The organism is Rhodococcus sp. NPDC057297 (assembly GCF_042667435.1).
Lineage (GTDB): Bacteria > Actinomycetota > Actinomycetes > Mycobacteriales > Mycobacteriaceae > Rhodococcoides.
In genome coordinates, this window is record NZ_JBHUZE010000003.1 from 203434 (window position 1) to 220101 (window position 16668).

A 16668-nucleotide genomic window follows, 5' to 3' on the forward strand; every position below is an offset into this window, starting at 1 on the left:
CCACGTCGTCAGGCTCGCAGGGGTTCCACACTGGCCGCTGCAGTCGGGGCTTGGCGTCCCGTCGACATTCCACCGAGACATCCGGCGATGACGACGGCCGCTCCCACGACCGACAGGATGCTCGGGGTTTCGTCGAGGAAGAGCCAGGCACCCGCGATTCCGACGACCGGTACCATCAGCGAGAACGGTGCGACGACGCCGGCCGGGTGGCGGCTGATGAGTACCGTCCACAGTCCGGATCCGGCGATCGTCCCCAGCAGCACGATGTATGCCAGTCCGGCGAGACCAGGCCACCCGTCCCAGCTGAATGCCGCCACGAGTGCGTGCCATCCCGTGGTCGGTCCTTCGACAACGGCGGACAGGGCGAGCATCGGGATCGGTGGTACGACGCACATCCACAGCATCAATCGCATCGGTTCCGCCCCGTGAGCAAGTCTGTTGCCCAGGTTTCCGAACGCCCAGCCGAGGCCGGCGAGAACAGTGAGGACGACCGGTATCGCGGATGCGACTTGGGCACGGTCGTATCCGATGAGGCACATTCCTGCGACCGCCACGGTGATGCCCAGAATTTGACGCCTGCTGACCTTCTCACGCAACAGCAGAGCACCGAGGACGATCGTGAACGGTGCCGAGGACTGCAGGACCAGGGATGCGAGTCCCGTCGGCATGCCTGCATTCATCGCGGTGAACAGAAATGCGAACTGGAGGAATCCGAACCCGAAGCCGTACAGCAGAAGCCACTTGACGGGCACGTCGGGTCGGCGGACGAACAGGACGACCGGCACGGCGATGATCAGGAACCGAAATGCAGCGAAGAAGAACGGTGGGAAGTGGTCGAGGCCGGCCCGGATGGCGAGAAAGTTCAGGCCCCAGAGCACGGCAACGGTTGTTCCGAGAAGGCGGTCACGAGTGGGCACGCACCTATCGTGGTCGATGGGAATGCATCAGCACAATCGAATTGTTCCGTAGTAACAGTTAAGATGCTCTACATGAATGTGGAGCGGCTGAGAATTCTTCGGGAATTCGCGGATCGTGGGACGGCCGGGGCGGTCGCGGCGGCATTGTCGTTGACCCCGTCCGCGGTGTCTCAGCAGCTGAAGATCCTCGCGCGTGAGGCGGGTGTGCCTCTTCTCGAACCGGACGGCCGACGTCTACGCCTCACGGATGCGGGTGCCGCACTGGTTCTACGGGCAGACGAGGTGTTGGGCGCACTGGATCGGGCGAGCGCGGAGATGGCGTCGTACAGTGCGTCGCCGTGGGGGCGCGTACGCGTGGCGTTGTTCCCCTCGGGCGCGGCTCTGCTTCTACCGGGAGTGTTGGACCGATTGCGCAACAGTGGAACTCGGGTCGATGCACGCGATGAGGATCTCCCTGCGTCTTCGGTTCCTGCGCTGCTGGCCGATTACGACGTCGTCCTCACTCACCGCGACGACAGAGCCCCCGCGACCGCCGCGCCGCGTGTGGAAGTGCGAACGCTGATGAGAGAACCGATCGACCTGCTCCTTCCCGCGACGCACAGATTGGCCGAGGAGAAGTCCGTCGACGTGCGCCAGTTGGTGGACGAGCAGTGGATCAGTGTGCCGGACGGTTTCCCCGTGGACGACGTGTTGTTGTCGGTTGCCGCGGCCACGGGCGTTCGACCCCGAGTGATCCAGCGTATCAACGACTTCCGGGTCATCGAAGAACTTGTCGCCCGCGGCCACGGAGTCGCGCTCATGCCGCGCTACGCCGTCGGGAACCGGGGTGCGATCACCCGGCCGCTGGCAGGGGTGCGTGCGGGACGGATCTACGAACTCGCCACGCGCCCGAGCGCGACGGCCTTGCCTGCCATCGCCGCGACAGTGGATGCATTCGAGAAGGAAGCCGCCGCGGTGAGTAGAAACGTATAGCAGGGGCGGCAGGAGCTGAGCCTGCGGAGCGACCCGATAGCAGGTGAACGCTCACGTGAGGGCTTTGCTCTTGAGCTTCGCGAATTCCTCCTCGGTGATGGTGCCCGCATCCAGAAGCTCCTTCGCGTGCGCGATTTCCTCGGCAGAGGTGCGCCCCGCGACCTGCTTGATGTACTGCTCCTGCTCGTCCTTCGCGTGCTGGATCGCCCGCACCTGACGCTTGGTCATGTCGCCGCCCTTGACGATGATGTAGACGAGAGCGGTCAGGAACGGCGCGATGATCAGGAACAGCACCCATGCAGCCTTGGCCCATCCGGAGCTCTTGTGGTCGCGGAACAGGTCGCCGATGATCGAGAACAGCACCATCAGGTACGCGACGAAGGCAAAGCTGACGACGATCAACCACAGAAAATCCCAGAAGGAATCCACGAGTCGGTGCTCCATTCGGCAGAAGGTCCCCGAATGGTCTCAGGTCGCACCGAACAAGATCATCATCCTCAGCGGGTGAATTGGCCCTGTTCTGCTCCAGCTCACCTGCATCGGCAGGTACAGATGGACTCACCGGAGCCGGGGGCGGTGGGAAACCACGAGAGCCCCTGCTCCGCCCGAACGGCGGAGCAGGGGCCCTCGTGGGTGATGTCCTACTTCAGCGCCCGATTGACGGCCGAGACGACGGCGCGCAGGGATGCTGTGGTGATCGAGGTCGCGATGCCTGCACCCCAGACGGTGACGGCGGTGCCGTTCGGTCCGGTGACGGAGGCTTCGACGTACGCAGCGGCCTGAGCGTCGTCGCCCGCGGACATGGCGTGCTCGGAGTAATCGAGGACGCTGACGTCGTAACCGACGGTCGACAGGGCGTCGACGAAGGCTGCGAGCGGCCCGTTGCCGGAGCCGGTGATGTCCTGTTCGACACCGTCGAGCTTGACCGTCGCGACGATGTTGTCGGTGCCGCCGTCTGTCTCGGCGGCGATGACGCGCTGCTTGATGCGTTCGAGCGGGCGGATCGGTGACAGGTACTCCTGCGCGAAGACGTCCCACATCTCCTTGGGCGAGACTTCGCCGCCTTCACCGTCGGTGATGCGCTGCACCGCCTGAGAGAACTCGATCTGCAGTCGACGCGGCAGCGCCAGGCCGTGATCGGACTTCATGATGTACGCGACGCCACCCTTGCCGGACTGCGAGTTGACTCGGATGACGGCCTCGTAGGTGCGACCGACGTCCTTCGGGTCGACGGGCAGGTACGGAACCTGCCAAGTGATCTCGCCGATGTCCGAACCTTGCTCGTCCGCAGTGGCTTTCATCGCGTCGAGGCCCTTGTTGATGGCGTCCTGATGGCTTCCGGAGAACGCGGTGTACACCAGGTCGCCGCCGTACGGGTGACGCTCGTGCACGGGCAGCTGGTTGCAGTACTCGACGGTGCGGCGTACCTCGTCGATGTTGGAGAAGTCGATCTGAGGGTCGACGCCACGGGTGAACATGTTGAGCCCCAACGTGACCAGGCAGACGTTGCCGGTGCGCTCACCGTTACCGAACAGGCATCCCTCGATGCGGTCGGCTCCGGCTTGGTAGCCCAATTCGGCTGCAGCGACGCCGGTTCCGCGGTCGTTGTGGGGGTGCAGCGACAAGATGATGCTGTCGCGCCGATCGAGATTGCGGCTCATCCACTCGATGGAGTCGGCGTAGACGTTGGGCGTCGCCATCTCCACCGTTGCGGGCAGGTTCAGGATGATCGGCTTCTCGGGCGTCGGGTCGATGATGTCGACGACGGCGTCGCACACCTCCTTGGCGTACGCGAGCTCGGTTCCGGTGTAGGACTCCGGCGAGTACTCGTACCGCCAGTCGGTGTCCGGGTAGTTCGCGGCGACCTCGAGGCATTTCCGGGCACCGTCGGTGGCGATCTTCTTGATCACGTCACGGTCGGCGCGGAAGACGACGCGCCGCTGCAGAATGGACGTCGAGTTGTAGAAATGGACGATCACGTTCTTCGCGCCCTCGCAGGCGAGGTACGTGCGCTCGATCAGTTCCGGCCTGCACTGGGTCAGGACCTGGATGGTCACGTCGTCGGGAATCGCGCCGTCTTCGATGATCTCGCGAACGAAGTCGAAGTCGGTCTGACTCGCGGAGGGGAACCCGACCTCGATCTGCTTGTAACCCATACGAACCAGCAGATCGAACATACGACGCTTGCGTGCTGGGCTCATCGGGTCGATGAGAGCCTGATTGCCGTCACGCAGGTCGACGGCACACCACTGCGGTGTTCGGTCGATGATCTTGTCCGGCCACGTGCGGTCGGGGAGCGTGATGGGCTCGACTTCTTCGGCGAACGGGCGGTACCGGTACGTCGGCATCGACGAGTTCTTCTGGGTGTTCCATACGGGCTGATCGCTGGGAGCGGGCCGCGACGGAGGAGTGATGGTGCGCGATCCGGATGTGAAAGCGTCGGCTGGTGACATTGGTGTGATCTCCGAGGTTACTGGCTGTACTTGGATATCGACCGGCGCGATGAAACCCCGCGACGGGAAGCCAGTCTGGATCAGACCCCGTCGCGGCGATCGAGGAGAAGCGCGCGCTGCATGAATGCGAGTGTACTACTGCACCTCCACCTCTCACGGCCGGGTTCGCGGATCTCGGGTCAGTCGGGTAGACGACGCAATTCGACGACGGTCAGGCCCAGGGCATCGAAGCGGGCCAACATGCCGCGCAGGGCCGTGTCGTCGTCGATCGGTCCGAACATGCGAGTGAACGTAGCGGGGACACGTGTGATCGACAGATCGGGGAACGCAGCTTTCGCACGGTCGGACAGGTCGCCTTCGACGACGAACTCGTACCGGATTCCGTGCGTTACGCCGCCAGCGGGTTGAGCCATGTGTCCTCGCTCCACGAAGAGAAATCGATGCTTCTCCACCAGCGTCCGCGCCCGGGTGACCCACTGCATCACCCGTAGCAGATGAATGAATCGCAAGAGGAGTTCCGGTCAGAGCAGCCCGAGTTCGTGGGCGGCGGCGATGGCGTCACGACGGGAGCGGACTTCGAGCTTGCGGTAGATGCCGCGCAGATGTGTCTTGATGGTGTTGACGGAGACGAAGTGGTCCGCGGCTATCTGCTCGGCCGTCCGCCATGACGGGAGTTCGCGCAGCAGTTCCAACTCGCGGCGGGTAAGTGCGGCATTCGGTGATCGGTCGGCGCCCGCTCCGCCATGTGGAACGGAGGCGCGGGCGAGGTCCGCGAAGGGCTCGAGCAGCCCGAACCTGCCGTGGTTGTGTGTCAGAACGTCGCGCACGGTGGCGCCCGCTTCTGCGAACGGAAGCAGTATCGACTCCGGTTGCGCGGCGGTGAGGGCTGCGACGATGGAGTCGAAGGCGCGTACCGGATTCTTCCGTTCGACGGCGACAGCGGCTGCTGCGAGCAGGGCGCGGATCGAGTTCACCGGGTTCAGGCAGCGCTTGGTGCCGTCGACGACACGGGTCAGTTCGGTGTCGGCGGCGTCGAGGCGTCCGGCTCGGCGGTGCAGTTCGGCCGCCAGGAGGTGGACTTCGCCGATCGGACCGAGCCTTCGGGCTGTGAGGTCGACGAACTCCGCGGCGCGATGAAGTTCTCCCTGTGCGAGGTATCGACGTTGGATCATCGGGGCGAGCAAGGCTTCGAATCCGGGTAGTGCGGGCCGTTCCAGGTCGGCCCGATCGCGCTCGGTCGGTGCGGAACGGCCCGGGTCGTCGGATGCGCCGAGGGCCCATCGCGCTCGGCGTCCGTAGCTCGCGATGGCCAGGTCAGGTGAGGTGCAGATCGCGCGCCAGACGTCATCGGGTGCGGCCTCGGACGGCGTGAGCCGCACGATGCCGACGAGCAACTCGACCGACTGCGCGATTGCATGCACGGGCGATTCGGTCAGTCCGTGCGTCGTCGAGTAGCGGAGGGCATCCTGCGCGGCATCCTGCGCGTCGGTCAATTGTGTTGCGAGGAAGTGACTTCCGGCGATCGTGGCCAGGCATGTGAGCGCTGTGAGATGCAGTTTCCCGGCCTGTGCGTGCGCGACGGCATCGGACAGATGGATGTTTGCGGCGGCTCGTCGTCCGACATGAAGTTCGGCGAGGCCTGCGACCATCGACGCGTAGGCGTCGAGATCCGGCGACCCGGATTGCCCGATTCCGACGCGCAGGGCCCGGTCCAGCGGCGTCGCCACGGTTCCCGTGTAGAGCGAAGCGTGCAGATCGAGTGCCCTGCGCAGTACCTCGGCGCGGGGGTCGCCCGGGTCGTCGCCCGATCGTCGGAGTGCGGACAGGATGCTCACTGCGGGTGCGATCCGACCGGTTGCCAGAAGAGCGGCCGCGCTGACCAGTCCTGTCCGAACATCGCGTCGAACATCTGCCGGGCTGTGCTCGACGGCCTCGAGCACCTGGGGGCCGTCACCGCGCAACACCATGCCCAGGCCGGACTCGGACAGAATGTCGAGGATTCGCGTGCAGTCGGCGGCGTGCACGCTGTGCTGGAGTGCGAACAACGGGTGGCGTGAGTCGGTGAACCACGAGGACGTGACGCGCTCGAGGTTCCTGATCTGCTCGGCCCCGAGGCGCGCGATCTCCGCGCGGAGATAACCACGCATGAGCGGGTGGTACCGGTAGCCGGTCTCGGGCCCGGGAATGCGATCGACGAGGAAATTCTGTGCGAGGAGACCGTCGATGATGTCCTGGCAGCGACGTTCACCGGTGAGCTTCTCCGCGAGGTCGGCCGTGAACCAGTCGGGGACGGACGTCTCGATCAGGAACGTCCGGACATGAGGCGGAAGGCTGGAAAGGACCTCGCCGACGAGGTAATCCGCGACGGTGTGCTGTGTTCCGGTGAATGCGTCGATGACCTCGGACGGCGACCGCGTGCCCGTCAGAGTCATTCCGGCAAGCCGCAGGCCGGCCGCCCATCCCTCGGTCCGAACCATCAGCTTGGACAGATCGTCCTCTGCGAGAACGGTCCCGGTGCGTGCCAACATCGCGGCCGCTTCGTCCGCGGTGAACGCGATGGCAGCCTGGGAGATGTCGTGCACTCGACCGTCCAAGCGCAACTTCTGCAGCGCCAGGGGTGGTTCGAACCGTCCGGCGAGAACCGTGCGGACAGTGCGCGGCGGCCAACGCAGGAAATTACCGAGCAACGACAGTGCGTCGTCGTCGTGGAGTAGATGCGCGTCGTCCAGAATCAGCGTCACCGGACGATCCACCGATTCGAGTGCCTCCACGAGCCGGGCACCGAAGCTGCCCGACGAGTCCGTCGGTGACGGCACCCTCGCCATCGCATTGCTCAGCGCGTGCGAACCCGCATGCTCGAACGCCGACACGACCGACGATCGCAGATGCGCGACGTCGTTGTCGGACTCCTCGACGGTCAGCCAGGCCACCGACCCGGTACGCGCCCGTTCGTCGGCGACGATCCAGTCGACCAGCAGTGTCGTCTTTCCGGACCCCGCCGGTGCGGTCACCAGGGTCACCACCGACGGATCGGCGTCGTCGTCGAGCATCGTGAGCAGGCGGGGACGGCTGATCGTGGTTCGAGGACGAAGGGGAATTCTGCTGCGCAGCTCGGGCGGCGTCACCGCGGGCTGCCGAGACGGCGTCGAGAGTGAAGACAGGGGCAACGTGGTCATACACGACCCTCTCCCGACGAAAAAGGCGCATGTGATGCGATGGACCGGCCAATAGTATTCCGGTTCTTGCGATTTCGGGAAGTAACGCTCGATTCGGACACCGTTCGGTTTGCTTCGGCCGGGTGCGGGCGATGGGCCGTCCGCTGAGGGCCGGGAACCGGTACCCGACCGCCGAAACTGCCTGTTTATCCGGACGGACTCCACGTTTCACGCTCGTCGCATCGGGGTGACCCGAGCGCGGGCGTCGGGCAGATTTCCTGGATTCGGGACCGGGCTGGGACGTGAGCGGCCGGGGGAGACGCTCCCGGTGCCCGTCGGCGGACGGAAGATGCAGGTCAGGGGCGCTGTTGCCGTACCACCAGCGCAAGGAGAGGCTGGACCTCGGTAAGGTAGCTCCGGCAAGTTACACCAATCGAGACGCACCCAAGCAGCGGAGGTACACACGCGTGGCTCTCATCGTCCAGAAGTACGGTGGATCGTCGGTGGCTACCGCCGAACGTATCCGACGCGTTGCTGAACGAATCGTCGAGACCAAGAAGGCGGGCAACGACGTGGTCGTCGTCGTGTCCGCAATGGGTGATACCACCGACGAGCTCCTCGACCTGGCCGAGCAGGTCTGCCCAGCGCCACCCGCGCGGGAGATGGACATGCTGCTGACGTCGGGCGAGCGCATCTCCAACGCCCTCGTCGCGATGGCCATTCATTCTCTCGGAGCCGAGGCACGCTCCTTCACCGGATCGCAGGCAGGCGTCGTCACGACGAGCGTGCACGGCAACGCCAAGATCATCGACGTCACCCCCGGCCGCGTGCGCGACGCCCTCGACGAGGGCTCGATCGTCCTCGTCGCCGGCTTTCAGGGCGTCAGCCAGGACAGCAAGGACGTCACGACGCTCGGACGCGGTGGCTCGGACACCACGGCAGTCGCGTTGGCGGCGGCACTGAACGCCGACGTCTGCGAGATCTACACCGACGTCGACGGCATCTTCACCGCCGACCCCCGCATCGTTCCGAATGCGCGCCACCTCGACACGGTCTCGTTCGAGGAAATGCTCGAGATGGCGGCCTGCGGAGCCAAGGTGCTCATGCTGCGCTGCGTCGAGTACGCACGTCGCTACAACGTTCCCGTACACGTTCGGTCGTCGTACACCACGAAACCCGGAACCATCGTCTCCGGATCTATGGAGGACATTCCTGTGGAAGAAGCCATTCTCACCGGCGTCGCACACGATCGCAGCGAAGCCAAGGTCACCGTGGTCGGTATCCCCGACTCCCCGGGGTACGCGGCGAAGATCTTCCGCGCCGTCGCGGACGCGGAGATCAACATCGACATGGTGCTGCAGGGAGTGTCGAAGGTCGACACCGGCAAGACCGACATCACGTTCACCTGCCCCAAGTCCGACGGCCCGACGGCAGTGGAGAAGCTCACCAAGCTGCAGTCCGAGATCGGTTTCGCGCAGGTCCTCTACGACGACCACATCGGCAAGGTCTCTCTCGTCGGTGCCGGAATGAAGAGCCACCCGGGCGTCACGGCTACGTTCTGCGAGTCCCTCGCGGACGCAGGCGTCAACATCGACCTGATCAGCACGTCGGAGATCCGTATTTCCGTTCTGGTCAACGACAATCAGCTCGACGAGGCCGTGCGTGTACTGCACGAGGCATTCGATCTCGGCGGCGACGAAGAAGCCGTCGTACACGGAGGTACAGGACGATGACCGTAGTTGCAGTCGTAGGAGCCACCGGTCAGGTCGGCGCCGTCATGCGAACCCTGTTGGAAGAGCGCAACTTTCCGGCCGACACGGTTCGATTCTTCGCGTCGGCGCGGTCGGCGGGCAAGAAGCTGCCGTTCCGCGGCGAGGAGATCATCGTCGAGGATGCGTCGACCGCGGACCTCGCCGGGATCGACATCGCGTTGTTCTCCGCCGGTGCGACGCTCTCTCGCGAGCAGGCCCCGCGCTTCGCTGCGGCGGGTGCCGTCGTCATCGACAACTCGTCTGCGTTCCGCAAGGACCCCGACGTTCCGCTCGTGGTCAGCGAGGTCAACCCCGACGCGGCGAAGAACCCGCCCAAGGGCATCATCGCCAACCCCAACTGCACCACGATGGCCGCAATGCCGGTCCTGAAGGTGCTGCACGACGAGGCTGGCCTGCAGCGGCTCATCGTCTCCAGCTACCAGGCGGTCTCGGGCAGCGGCCTGGCCGGTGTCGAAGAACTCGCCACCCAGGCGCGCGCCGTCATCGACGACGCGGAAAAGCTCGTGCACGACGGTTCGGCGGTCGACTTCCCGGCGCCGAACAAGTACGTCGCACCCATCGCCTTCAACGTGCTTCCGCTGGCGGGATCGCTGGTCGACGACGGTTCCGGTGAGACGGACGAGGATCAGAAGCTCCGTAACGAGTCGCGCAAGATCCTCGGACTGCCGGACCTGCTGGTCAGCGGCACGTGCGTCCGTGTCCCCGTCTTCACCGGTCACTCGCTGTCGATCAACGCCGAATTCGCGTCGCCGTTGTCGGTGGAGCGTGCACGGGAACTGTTGGCCTCGGCACCGGGCGTCGAACTCGTCGACGTTCCGACCCCGCTGCAGGCTGCGGGCAAGGATGCATCGCTGGTCGGTCGGATCCGTCAGGACCCGGGTGCTCCCGAGGGCCGCGGACTCGCGCTCTTCGTGTCCGGCGACAACCTGCGCAAGGGTGCAGCTCTGAACACGATCCAGATCGCAGAACTGCTCGTTTAGGCGCCTTCGGCGCACGTGAGTGGAAATGTAGGCTGCGGGGCAGTCGCGGAGCCGGCGGAGCGACCAGAATGCACCGAATTTCCACTCACAGCAGGGGGGTGTCGTGTGAACGAGATTTCACGGCGATCTGCGTTTCGCCTGGCCGCCTTCGGTGTCGTCGCCGCGGCGCTACCGGCGTCGTCGGCCGTGCGCCGCGCGACCGCGGACGACATCTTCGGCGGCCACAGTCCACTGCTGTTCCACTCGCCGCCCCTGCAACCGTTCCGCGACGAGCTCCCTCGTCTGCCCGTCGTCTCCGGCACCGCCGTCGAGCTGAGGGCGCGGAGCGGAGCGCATTCCTTCCACGCGGATCTCGCGCCCGGTCCGACGTTCGGTTACGGCGATCTCGACTACCTCGGGCCGACGATCGAGAGCGTCCAAGGTCAGCCCTGGACGTTGCGCTACAGCAACGACACGGACGGCAATCCGTTGGCCGCCGACGTCGACACCTCCCTGCACGGCATGAGCGAACACGACCGGCACATGACGCCGACCTCGCTGCATCTGCACGGGGCGATCACGCAGCCCGATTCCGACGGGCACTCCGAGATGCTGGTCCGTCCCGGCGAGTCGCTGACCCACAGTTTTTCCGGCCTGAACGACGCGGCCGGGTTGTGGTACCACGATCACGCGATGTCCATGACGCGCATCAACGTCTACGCGGGGCTCGTCGGTGTCAATATCGTTCGTGATCAGCATGATTCGGGGGCAGCGGACAATTCGCTCGGACTCCCGTCCGGCGAGTTCGAGATCCCGCTGGTGCTGCAGGAGAAGATCATGAATCCCGACGGATCCATGAGTATCCGGTCCAACATCACTGTGCCGCAAGGTAAGTGGGAGGGCGGCGGAACCGGCGACGTCGGCGTCGTCAACGGAAAGATATGGCCGACGATGGAAGTCGCGCGCGGCCTCTACCGCTTGCGTATCGTCAACGCGGGTTCGTACTCGGTGTGGAATCTGTTCATGTCGGGCCAACGGAGTGCACAGCGGCTGCAGTTCTGGGTCATCGGGAACGACGGCGGCCTGCTCGACGCGCCGGTTCGCACCGACAGTGTTCGTCTGGCGCCGGCGGAGAGAATCGACGTGCTGGTCGACTTCGGCGTGTTGGAACCCGGCGAGCTGATCGAGTTGCGCAACGACGAGCCTCCACCGGCGCAGGCCGCGTCGCTGGGAGCGATACCGATGCCGTTGTTCTGCCAGTTCAGGGTGGCGTCGGGCCGCGGGTTCACCGGCGATGTCATGACCATGTACCGAGGCGGGAAGGGGCAGCCTCCACTTCTGCCTGCGCTGCCTCAGGTTCAGGTGCAGCGCACCGTCACCGTGAATCAACCGTCGGCGGGCCTGTCCTTGGCGCCGCCCATGATGACGCTCAACAATCTGCGGTACAGCGACCCGGATATCGAGATGCCCGCGCAGGGAGCCGTCGAGCAATGGAACATCGTCAACACCACGCTCGAACCGCACCCGATTCACCTGCACCTGGTGCACTTTCGGACTCTCGGTCGCGCGCCGATCGATCTCGCCGCCTACCAGCGCGACAACCCGCGACCCGACGTCGGGATCAAATGGGCTCCCGACGTCGAACGGTACGTCAGCGGGCCGGTTGCTCCGCCTGCGCCGTGGGAAGCCGGTACGAAGGACACCGTCAACACCTACCCAGGAACGGTCACGCGAATTCTGGTCCGGTTCCCGCGCGCCGACGAGCTCGGGTTCGACCCGGACGCGACGTTTTCCGTCGGTTCGGGCGGGCATCACGGATCTGCTGAATTGCAGGGTTACATGTGGCATTGCCACATGCTCGACCACGAGGACCACGAGATGATGCTCCGCTACCGCCTGGTGTGAGGCCTGCGGCGTGATGGTCGTAGGCCGATCTCACTGCCTAACTAAAAAGCAGTCTGGACTGTTTGTTGATTTTCCGTTACGGTCAGCAGTGTGACCCAGAGCACCGAACTGACCGAACGCCGCACGCAAGCGGAACGCACGGCGGGCACGCAGGCCAAACTTCTCGACGCGGCGATCGAGTGCCTCGTCGAGCTCGGCTTCGCGCGGACCAGCACGCAGGAGATCGCTCGACGTGCCGGCGTGTCCCGCGGAGCGCAGCTGCATCATTTTCCGACGAAGGAGGCGCTGGTTACCGCCGCCGTCGGCCATCTCGTGGACAAGCGACTCGCAGAAATCCTGGCCGCGAAGCCCGATCCCGAGCGCGGTGTCGAGGTGTTGAGCGAGGCCTTTTCCGGCCCGCTCTTCTACGCAGCGCTCGAATTGTGGGTCGCCGCCAGGACAGACGCAGCCCTGCACGAAGCGATGCTACCGCTCGAACGCAAGGTGTCCGAGGCGCTGATGGGAGGTGCGTCCATCGTCATGGGTAGCCGAATGTCCACCGAGAGCATAGAACTCAGCATAGAACTGGCACGTGGACTGGCCGTGTCGGCCTTGTTCCGTAGCCCCGACGCCGACGCCGCACTCCGGTCGCGGTTGTTGCCCGCATGGGAGCAGAAGGTGATGGAATGGTGATCCCCAGCTCGGTCGATGTACTGGTCGTCGGTGCAGGATTTGCCGGAATAGCCGCAGCCACCAAGGTTCTCGACGCAGACCCGTCGGCGGACGTGCTCGTCATCGAACGTGCAGCCGACGTCGGTGGGACGTGGCGAGACAACACCTACCCCGGGTGTGCGTGTGACGTGCCGACGTCGCTCTACTCGTTCTCGTTCGCACAGAGCCCCGAGTGGACGCACACGTTCGCCCGCCAGCCGGAGATCTACGCATACCTCAGGGGAGTCGTGGAGCGGACGGGTCTGCGCGAGCGCATCGTCACCGAATGCGAATTGCTCGGCGCCACCTGGGATTCCGCGTCCTCCCGGTGGAACGTGCAGACGTCGTCCGGCCCGGTGTCGACGCGTGTGCTCGTCGCGGCGACGGGTGCTCTGTCGACTCCGAAACTTCCCGAGGTGCCCGGTATCGAGACGTTCACCGGCGAGATGTTCCACTCCGCGACGTGGAACCACGATCACGACCTGACGGGTAAACGCGTCGCCGTCATCGGCACGGGCGCATCCGCCGTGCAGTTCGTGCCCGAGATCGCCGACCGCACCGAGCGGCTCACAGTGTTCCAACGAACTCCCGCGTGGGTCATTCCTCGGTTGGACCGCACCCTCGGCCGCGTCGAGAAGGCCATGTACCGACGTTTCCCTCTGTCGCAGAAAGCGGTTCGGGCTGCCATCTACAGCTACCGGGAGGCATACGTCCTCGGTCTGGCGCGCTTTCCGAAGGTACTGCCGCTGGTGTCGATCGTAGCGAGGACGCACCTGCGTCGACAGGTGAAGAACCCGGCGAAGCGGGCGGCTCTCACACCGAACTTCGTCATCGGATGCAAGCGGATCCTGCTGTCCAACGACTGGTTGAAGACCCTCGACCGAAGCGACGTCGACCTGGTGGCAAGCCGGCTCGCCTCGATCGGGGAGGACTCGGTCAGCGCGGCCGACGGCACGTCCTACCCGGTGGACACGATCATCTTCGCCACCGGATTCACCCCGACGGAACCACCGGTCTCGCACCTGCTCGTCGGCGACAGCGGGGAGACGCTCGCTCAGAAGTGGGGTGGCAGCCCCAACGCATTCCGAGGCACCACCGTCAGCGGATTCCCGAACCTGTTCCTGATGTACGGGCCGAACACCAACCTCGGCCACAGCTCCATCGTCTACATGCTGGAATCGCAGGCCGAGTACGTGGTGTCCGCGTTGGCGCAGATGCGTGAGCGGGGGATCGGCTCCGTCGACGTCACAGAAACCGCCCAGAAGGAATACAACACGTGGATCCACGACTCGCTGGCCGGAACGGTGTGGAACTCCGGCGGTTGCTCGAGTTGGTACCTGGACTCCGAAGGGAAGAATCCGGTGATGTGGCCGACCTACACGTTCACGTTCCGTAACTCGACCCGGACGTTCGACCTGGACAAATACGAAACGAAAGGTTCTGCGAGATGACCCATTTCGACGTTCTTGTCATCGGATCAGGGTTCGGCGGGAGCGTCAGCGCGCTGCGCGCCGTCGAGAAGGGATACAGCGTCGGCGTGCTGGAATCCGGACGGCGCTTCGCTGACGATCAGCTGCCGAAGACCAGTTGGCGACTGAGAAAATACCTGTGGGCACCCGCCCTCGGGTGCTACGGAGTACAGCGCATTCATCTGCTCCCCGACGTACTCGTCATGGCGGGCGCAGGCGTCGGCGGCGGATCGCTGAACTACGCGAACACGCTCTACCAGCCACCCAAGCGATTCTTCGAGGATCCGCAGTGGGCAGGTATCACTGACTGGCACCGTGAATTGGGCCCCTACTACAACCAGGCGAAACGCATGCTGGGCGTCGAGACCAACCCCACGATCACCCCGTCGGACAAGGTCATGAAGGAAGTGGCCGAGGACATGGGGGTGGGGGAGACGTTCACCAGCACACCCGTCGGTGTGTTCTTCGGTCAGCCGGGAAGGACCGATCCGGACCCGTTCTTCGGCGGCGTCGGGCCGGCACGGACCGGCTGCACCGAATGTGGATCCTGCATGACGGGATGCCGCGTCGGGGCGAAGAACACACTCGTCAAGAACTACCTGCATCTCGCGGAACACGCCGGCGCACAGATCTTCCCGCTGACGACGGTCACCTCCGTCCGGCCACGCGCAGGGGGAGGCTACGAGGTGGTGACTCGTCGCACGGGCGCAAAACTGCGCCGGGCCGACACCGTCATGACGGCCGACCAGGTGGTCTTCGCGGCTGGTACCTACGGCACCCAGAAGCTGCTGCTGGCGATGAAGGAGACCGGGCAGTTGCCCAAGCTGTCCGACCGGATCGGCGGCCTCGTCCGCACGAACTCCGAGGCCGTCCTCGCCGCGACTGCGCGGGGCCGCGAGATCGACTACACACAGGGCGTCGCGATCACGTCGTCGTTCCATCCCGACGATCACACGCACATCGAACCCGTTCGATACGGCAAGGGCAGCAACGCCATCGGCCTCCTGCAGACAGTGCTGAGCGACGGAGGGGGCCGCACGCCTCGGGTGCTGAAGACTCTCGGCGTCGCGCTGCGACACCCCGGTGCTGCACTGCGCAGCCTGTCCGTCCGTCGCTGGTCCGAGCGCACCGTCATCGCGCTCGTCATGCAGACCGACGACAATTCGCTGGAACTCGGCTCGAAGAAGGGATTGTTCGGCAGGCGTCTGACCAGCCGTCCGGGCCAGGGCGACCCACCACCGCAGTGGATCCCGCAGGGGCACGAGGCGATACGGATGCTCGCGGACAAGATCGGCGGTGATCCGGGTGGCTCCATCGCCGAGATCGTCAACATCCCGATGACTGCCCACTTCCTCGGAGGGTGTGCGATCGGCGAGAACGCCGAGCGCGGCGTCGTCGACGCCTACCACCGGGTGTACGGATACGACGGACTCCACGTCGTCGACGGTTCGGCGGTGAGCGCCAACCTGGGTGTCAATCCGTCTCTGACGATCACCGCCCAGGCCGAGCGAGCCCTGGCGCTCTGGCCCAACAAAGGCGAGGCCGACCAACGACCGTCGCAAGAAGAGCCCTACCGAGAGATCAAGCCCACGCAGCCTCGCTCGCCGGTCGTGCCCGCCTCTGCCCCAGGTGCCCTGCGCCTTCCGCTGACCGTGAAAGGAGCGTGACGGGTATGTGGAGTGTCAGTGAATCCGAGTCACCCAGAACCGAGTGGCCGACGAGCCCACCGCCGCCCTGGCCTGCGTCGGTACGCGCCACGATCTGGTGGCATCGGGCGACCGGAACGGGACGCGCCCTGCTTCCGCAGAAAGACCTCCCGGTGACCGTTGCCATGGTCGTCGACTATCTGGATTCGCCGGTCGGCCCATACCGAGAGATCCTCGCCAGCCCGGTCCTGCGGAGGCCGGGGAAGCTCATCGGCGCGATGCCTCGCATGGCCGTGCCGTTCATCGCCGTCGACTCCGAGACGTCGGTGCACGGGGGACGCACCCATTGGAACCTGCCCAAAGTGCTCGCACACTTCGGCGGCGACGTGCTGGGGACATCGACGGCAAGCGGCGACGGATGGGCCGTTAATGTCGCGTCACGAAGCGTCGGACCGCGGTTTCCCATGCGGGGTGGGATCGGCTTCGCCCAGCCCGTGGACGAGGAGGTCTCCCTTGCGGGCGCCTCCCTGAAGGGCAAGGCGAGACTGTGCCGTGTGCAGGTGGATGCAGAAGGGCCGTCGCTGGGTGAGTGGCTGCGTCCCGGCTCCCACTTCGGCCTCCAGATCGTGTCCGGCACCATGTCGACGGGTGCATCGCGGCTGGTGGGTGACGTCGAAGTCTGAGGGCCGGTTTCATCTGGTCGTTCCTGCTGGCTCAACCCCCGTCTTTT

Annotated in this window: 13 protein-coding genes; 8 read left to right on the top strand and 5 right to left on the bottom strand. The window is 65.2% G+C overall.

All coding sequences use genetic code 11. The features are described 5' to 3' along the window. Positions 1-8 precede the first annotated feature (8 nt). Positions 9-917 carry an EamA family transporter gene (locus ACFULT_RS10920; RefSeq protein ID WP_037143209.1) on the bottom strand — a complete coding sequence of 303 codons (909 nt, stop codon included), beginning with the start codon at positions 915-917 and terminating at the stop codon, positions 9-11. Positions 918-989: 72 nt separating this feature from the next. Between ACFULT_RS10920 and ACFULT_RS10925 the strand changes: the two genes are divergently transcribed. Then, a complete protein-coding gene (locus ACFULT_RS10925) occupies positions 990-1889 on the top strand; it encodes a LysR family transcriptional regulator (RefSeq protein WP_378481454.1) in 900 nt (299 codons plus the stop codon). Positions 1890-1940: 51 nt separating this feature from the next. On the opposite strand, the gene ACFULT_RS10930 is transcribed toward ACFULT_RS10925, so the two are convergent. The 4 genes from ACFULT_RS10930 to ACFULT_RS10945 all read right to left on the bottom strand — a co-directional run bounded on the left by ACFULT_RS10930 (position 1941) and on the right by ACFULT_RS10945 (position 7518). Further along, positions 1941-2333 (bottom strand): SHOCT domain-containing protein, encoded by a 393-nt coding sequence (locus ACFULT_RS10930; protein WP_037108417.1) that lies wholly within the window; start codon positions 2331-2333, stop codon positions 1941-1943. A gap of 197 nt (positions 2334-2530) precedes the next feature. Next, positions 2531-4342, bottom strand: a complete 1812-nt coding sequence (gene leuA, locus ACFULT_RS10935) for a 2-isopropylmalate synthase (protein ID WP_378481455.1) — start codon at positions 4340-4342, stop codon at positions 2531-2533. Positions 4343-4521: 179 nt separating this feature from the next. Then, a complete protein-coding gene (locus tag ACFULT_RS10940) occupies positions 4522-4755 on the bottom strand; it encodes a hypothetical protein (RefSeq protein ID WP_037108810.1) in 234 nt (77 codons plus the stop codon). Positions 4756-4863: 108 nt separating this feature from the next. Continuing rightward, positions 4864-7518 carry a LuxR C-terminal-related transcriptional regulator gene (locus ACFULT_RS10945; RefSeq protein WP_378481456.1) on the bottom strand — a complete coding sequence of 885 codons (2655 nt, stop codon included), beginning with the start codon at positions 7516-7518 and terminating at the stop codon, positions 4864-4866. A 446-nt stretch (positions 7519-7964) separates the two neighbouring features. On the opposite strand from ACFULT_RS10945, the gene ACFULT_RS10950 reads away from it, so the two are divergent. From ACFULT_RS10950 to ACFULT_RS10980, 7 genes are all read left to right on the top strand, one after another. Then, on the top strand, positions 7965-9230 hold the full coding sequence (locus tag ACFULT_RS10950; protein WP_019662923.1) for an aspartate kinase: 1266 nt from the start codon (positions 7965-7967) through the stop codon (positions 9228-9230). Next, positions 9227-10249, top strand: coding sequence for an aspartate-semialdehyde dehydrogenase (locus ACFULT_RS10955; RefSeq protein WP_037108425.1), 1023 nt, complete (start codon positions 9227-9229; stop codon positions 10247-10249). Before ACFULT_RS10950 ends, ACFULT_RS10955 begins: the two co-directional genes overlap by 4 nt. Before the next feature lie 105 nt (positions 10250-10354). Continuing rightward, positions 10355-12133 (top strand): multicopper oxidase family protein, encoded by a 1779-nt coding sequence (locus tag ACFULT_RS10960; protein WP_378481457.1) that lies wholly within the window; start codon positions 10355-10357, stop codon positions 12131-12133. A gap of 90 nt (positions 12134-12223) precedes the next feature. Beyond that, positions 12224-12805: a TetR/AcrR family transcriptional regulator gene (locus tag ACFULT_RS10965; protein ID WP_019662926.1), complete on the top strand. Its 582-nt coding sequence runs from the start codon at positions 12224-12226 to the stop codon at positions 12803-12805. After that, positions 12799-14274, top strand: coding sequence for a flavin-containing monooxygenase (locus ACFULT_RS10970; RefSeq protein WP_378481458.1), 1476 nt, complete (start codon positions 12799-12801; stop codon positions 14272-14274). Before ACFULT_RS10965 ends, ACFULT_RS10970 begins: the two co-directional genes overlap by 7 nt. Next, positions 14271-15959, top strand: coding sequence for a GMC oxidoreductase (locus ACFULT_RS10975; protein ID WP_378481459.1), 1689 nt, complete (start codon positions 14271-14273; stop codon positions 15957-15959). Before ACFULT_RS10970 ends, ACFULT_RS10975 begins: the two co-directional genes overlap by 4 nt. Before the next feature lie 5 nt (positions 15960-15964). Continuing rightward, the gene (locus tag ACFULT_RS10980; protein ID WP_378481460.1) at positions 15965-16621 is read left to right on the top strand and encodes a hypothetical protein; all 657 of its coding nucleotides are present in this window, start codon (positions 15965-15967) and stop codon (positions 16619-16621) included. The last annotated feature ends 47 nt before the right edge of the window (positions 16622-16668 follow it).

What these genes read in the sequence shown, in the direction of transcription:
- ACFULT_RS10925 (WP_378481454.1), top strand. Translation starts at nt 990, where the DNA reads ATGAATGTGGAGCGGCTGAGAATTCTTCGGGAATTCGCGGATCGTGGG.
- ACFULT_RS10930 (WP_037108417.1), bottom strand. Translation starts at nt 2,333, where the DNA reads ATGGAGCACCGACTCGTGGATTCCTTCTGGGATTTTCTGTGGTTGATC.
- leuA (WP_378481455.1), bottom strand. Translation starts at nt 4,342, where the DNA reads ATGTCACCAGCCGACGCTTTCACATCCGGATCGCGCACCATCACTCCT.
- ACFULT_RS10940 (WP_037108810.1), bottom strand. Translation starts at nt 4,755, where the DNA reads ATGGCTCAACCCGCTGGCGGCGTAACGCACGGAATCCGGTACGAGTTC.
- ACFULT_RS10945 (WP_378481456.1), bottom strand. Translation starts at nt 7,518, where the DNA reads ATGACCACGTTGCCCCTGTCTTCACTCTCGACGCCGTCTCGGCAGCCC.
- ACFULT_RS10955 (WP_037108425.1), top strand. Translation starts at nt 9,227, where the DNA reads ATGACCGTAGTTGCAGTCGTAGGAGCCACCGGTCAGGTCGGCGCCGTC.
- ACFULT_RS10970 (WP_378481458.1), top strand. Translation starts at nt 12,799, where the DNA reads ATGGTGATCCCCAGCTCGGTCGATGTACTGGTCGTCGGTGCAGGATTT.
- ACFULT_RS10975 (WP_378481459.1), top strand. Translation starts at nt 14,271, where the DNA reads ATGACCCATTTCGACGTTCTTGTCATCGGATCAGGGTTCGGCGGGAGC.
- ACFULT_RS10980 (WP_378481460.1), top strand. Translation starts at nt 15,965, where the DNA reads ATGTGGAGTGTCAGTGAATCCGAGTCACCCAGAACCGAGTGGCCGACG.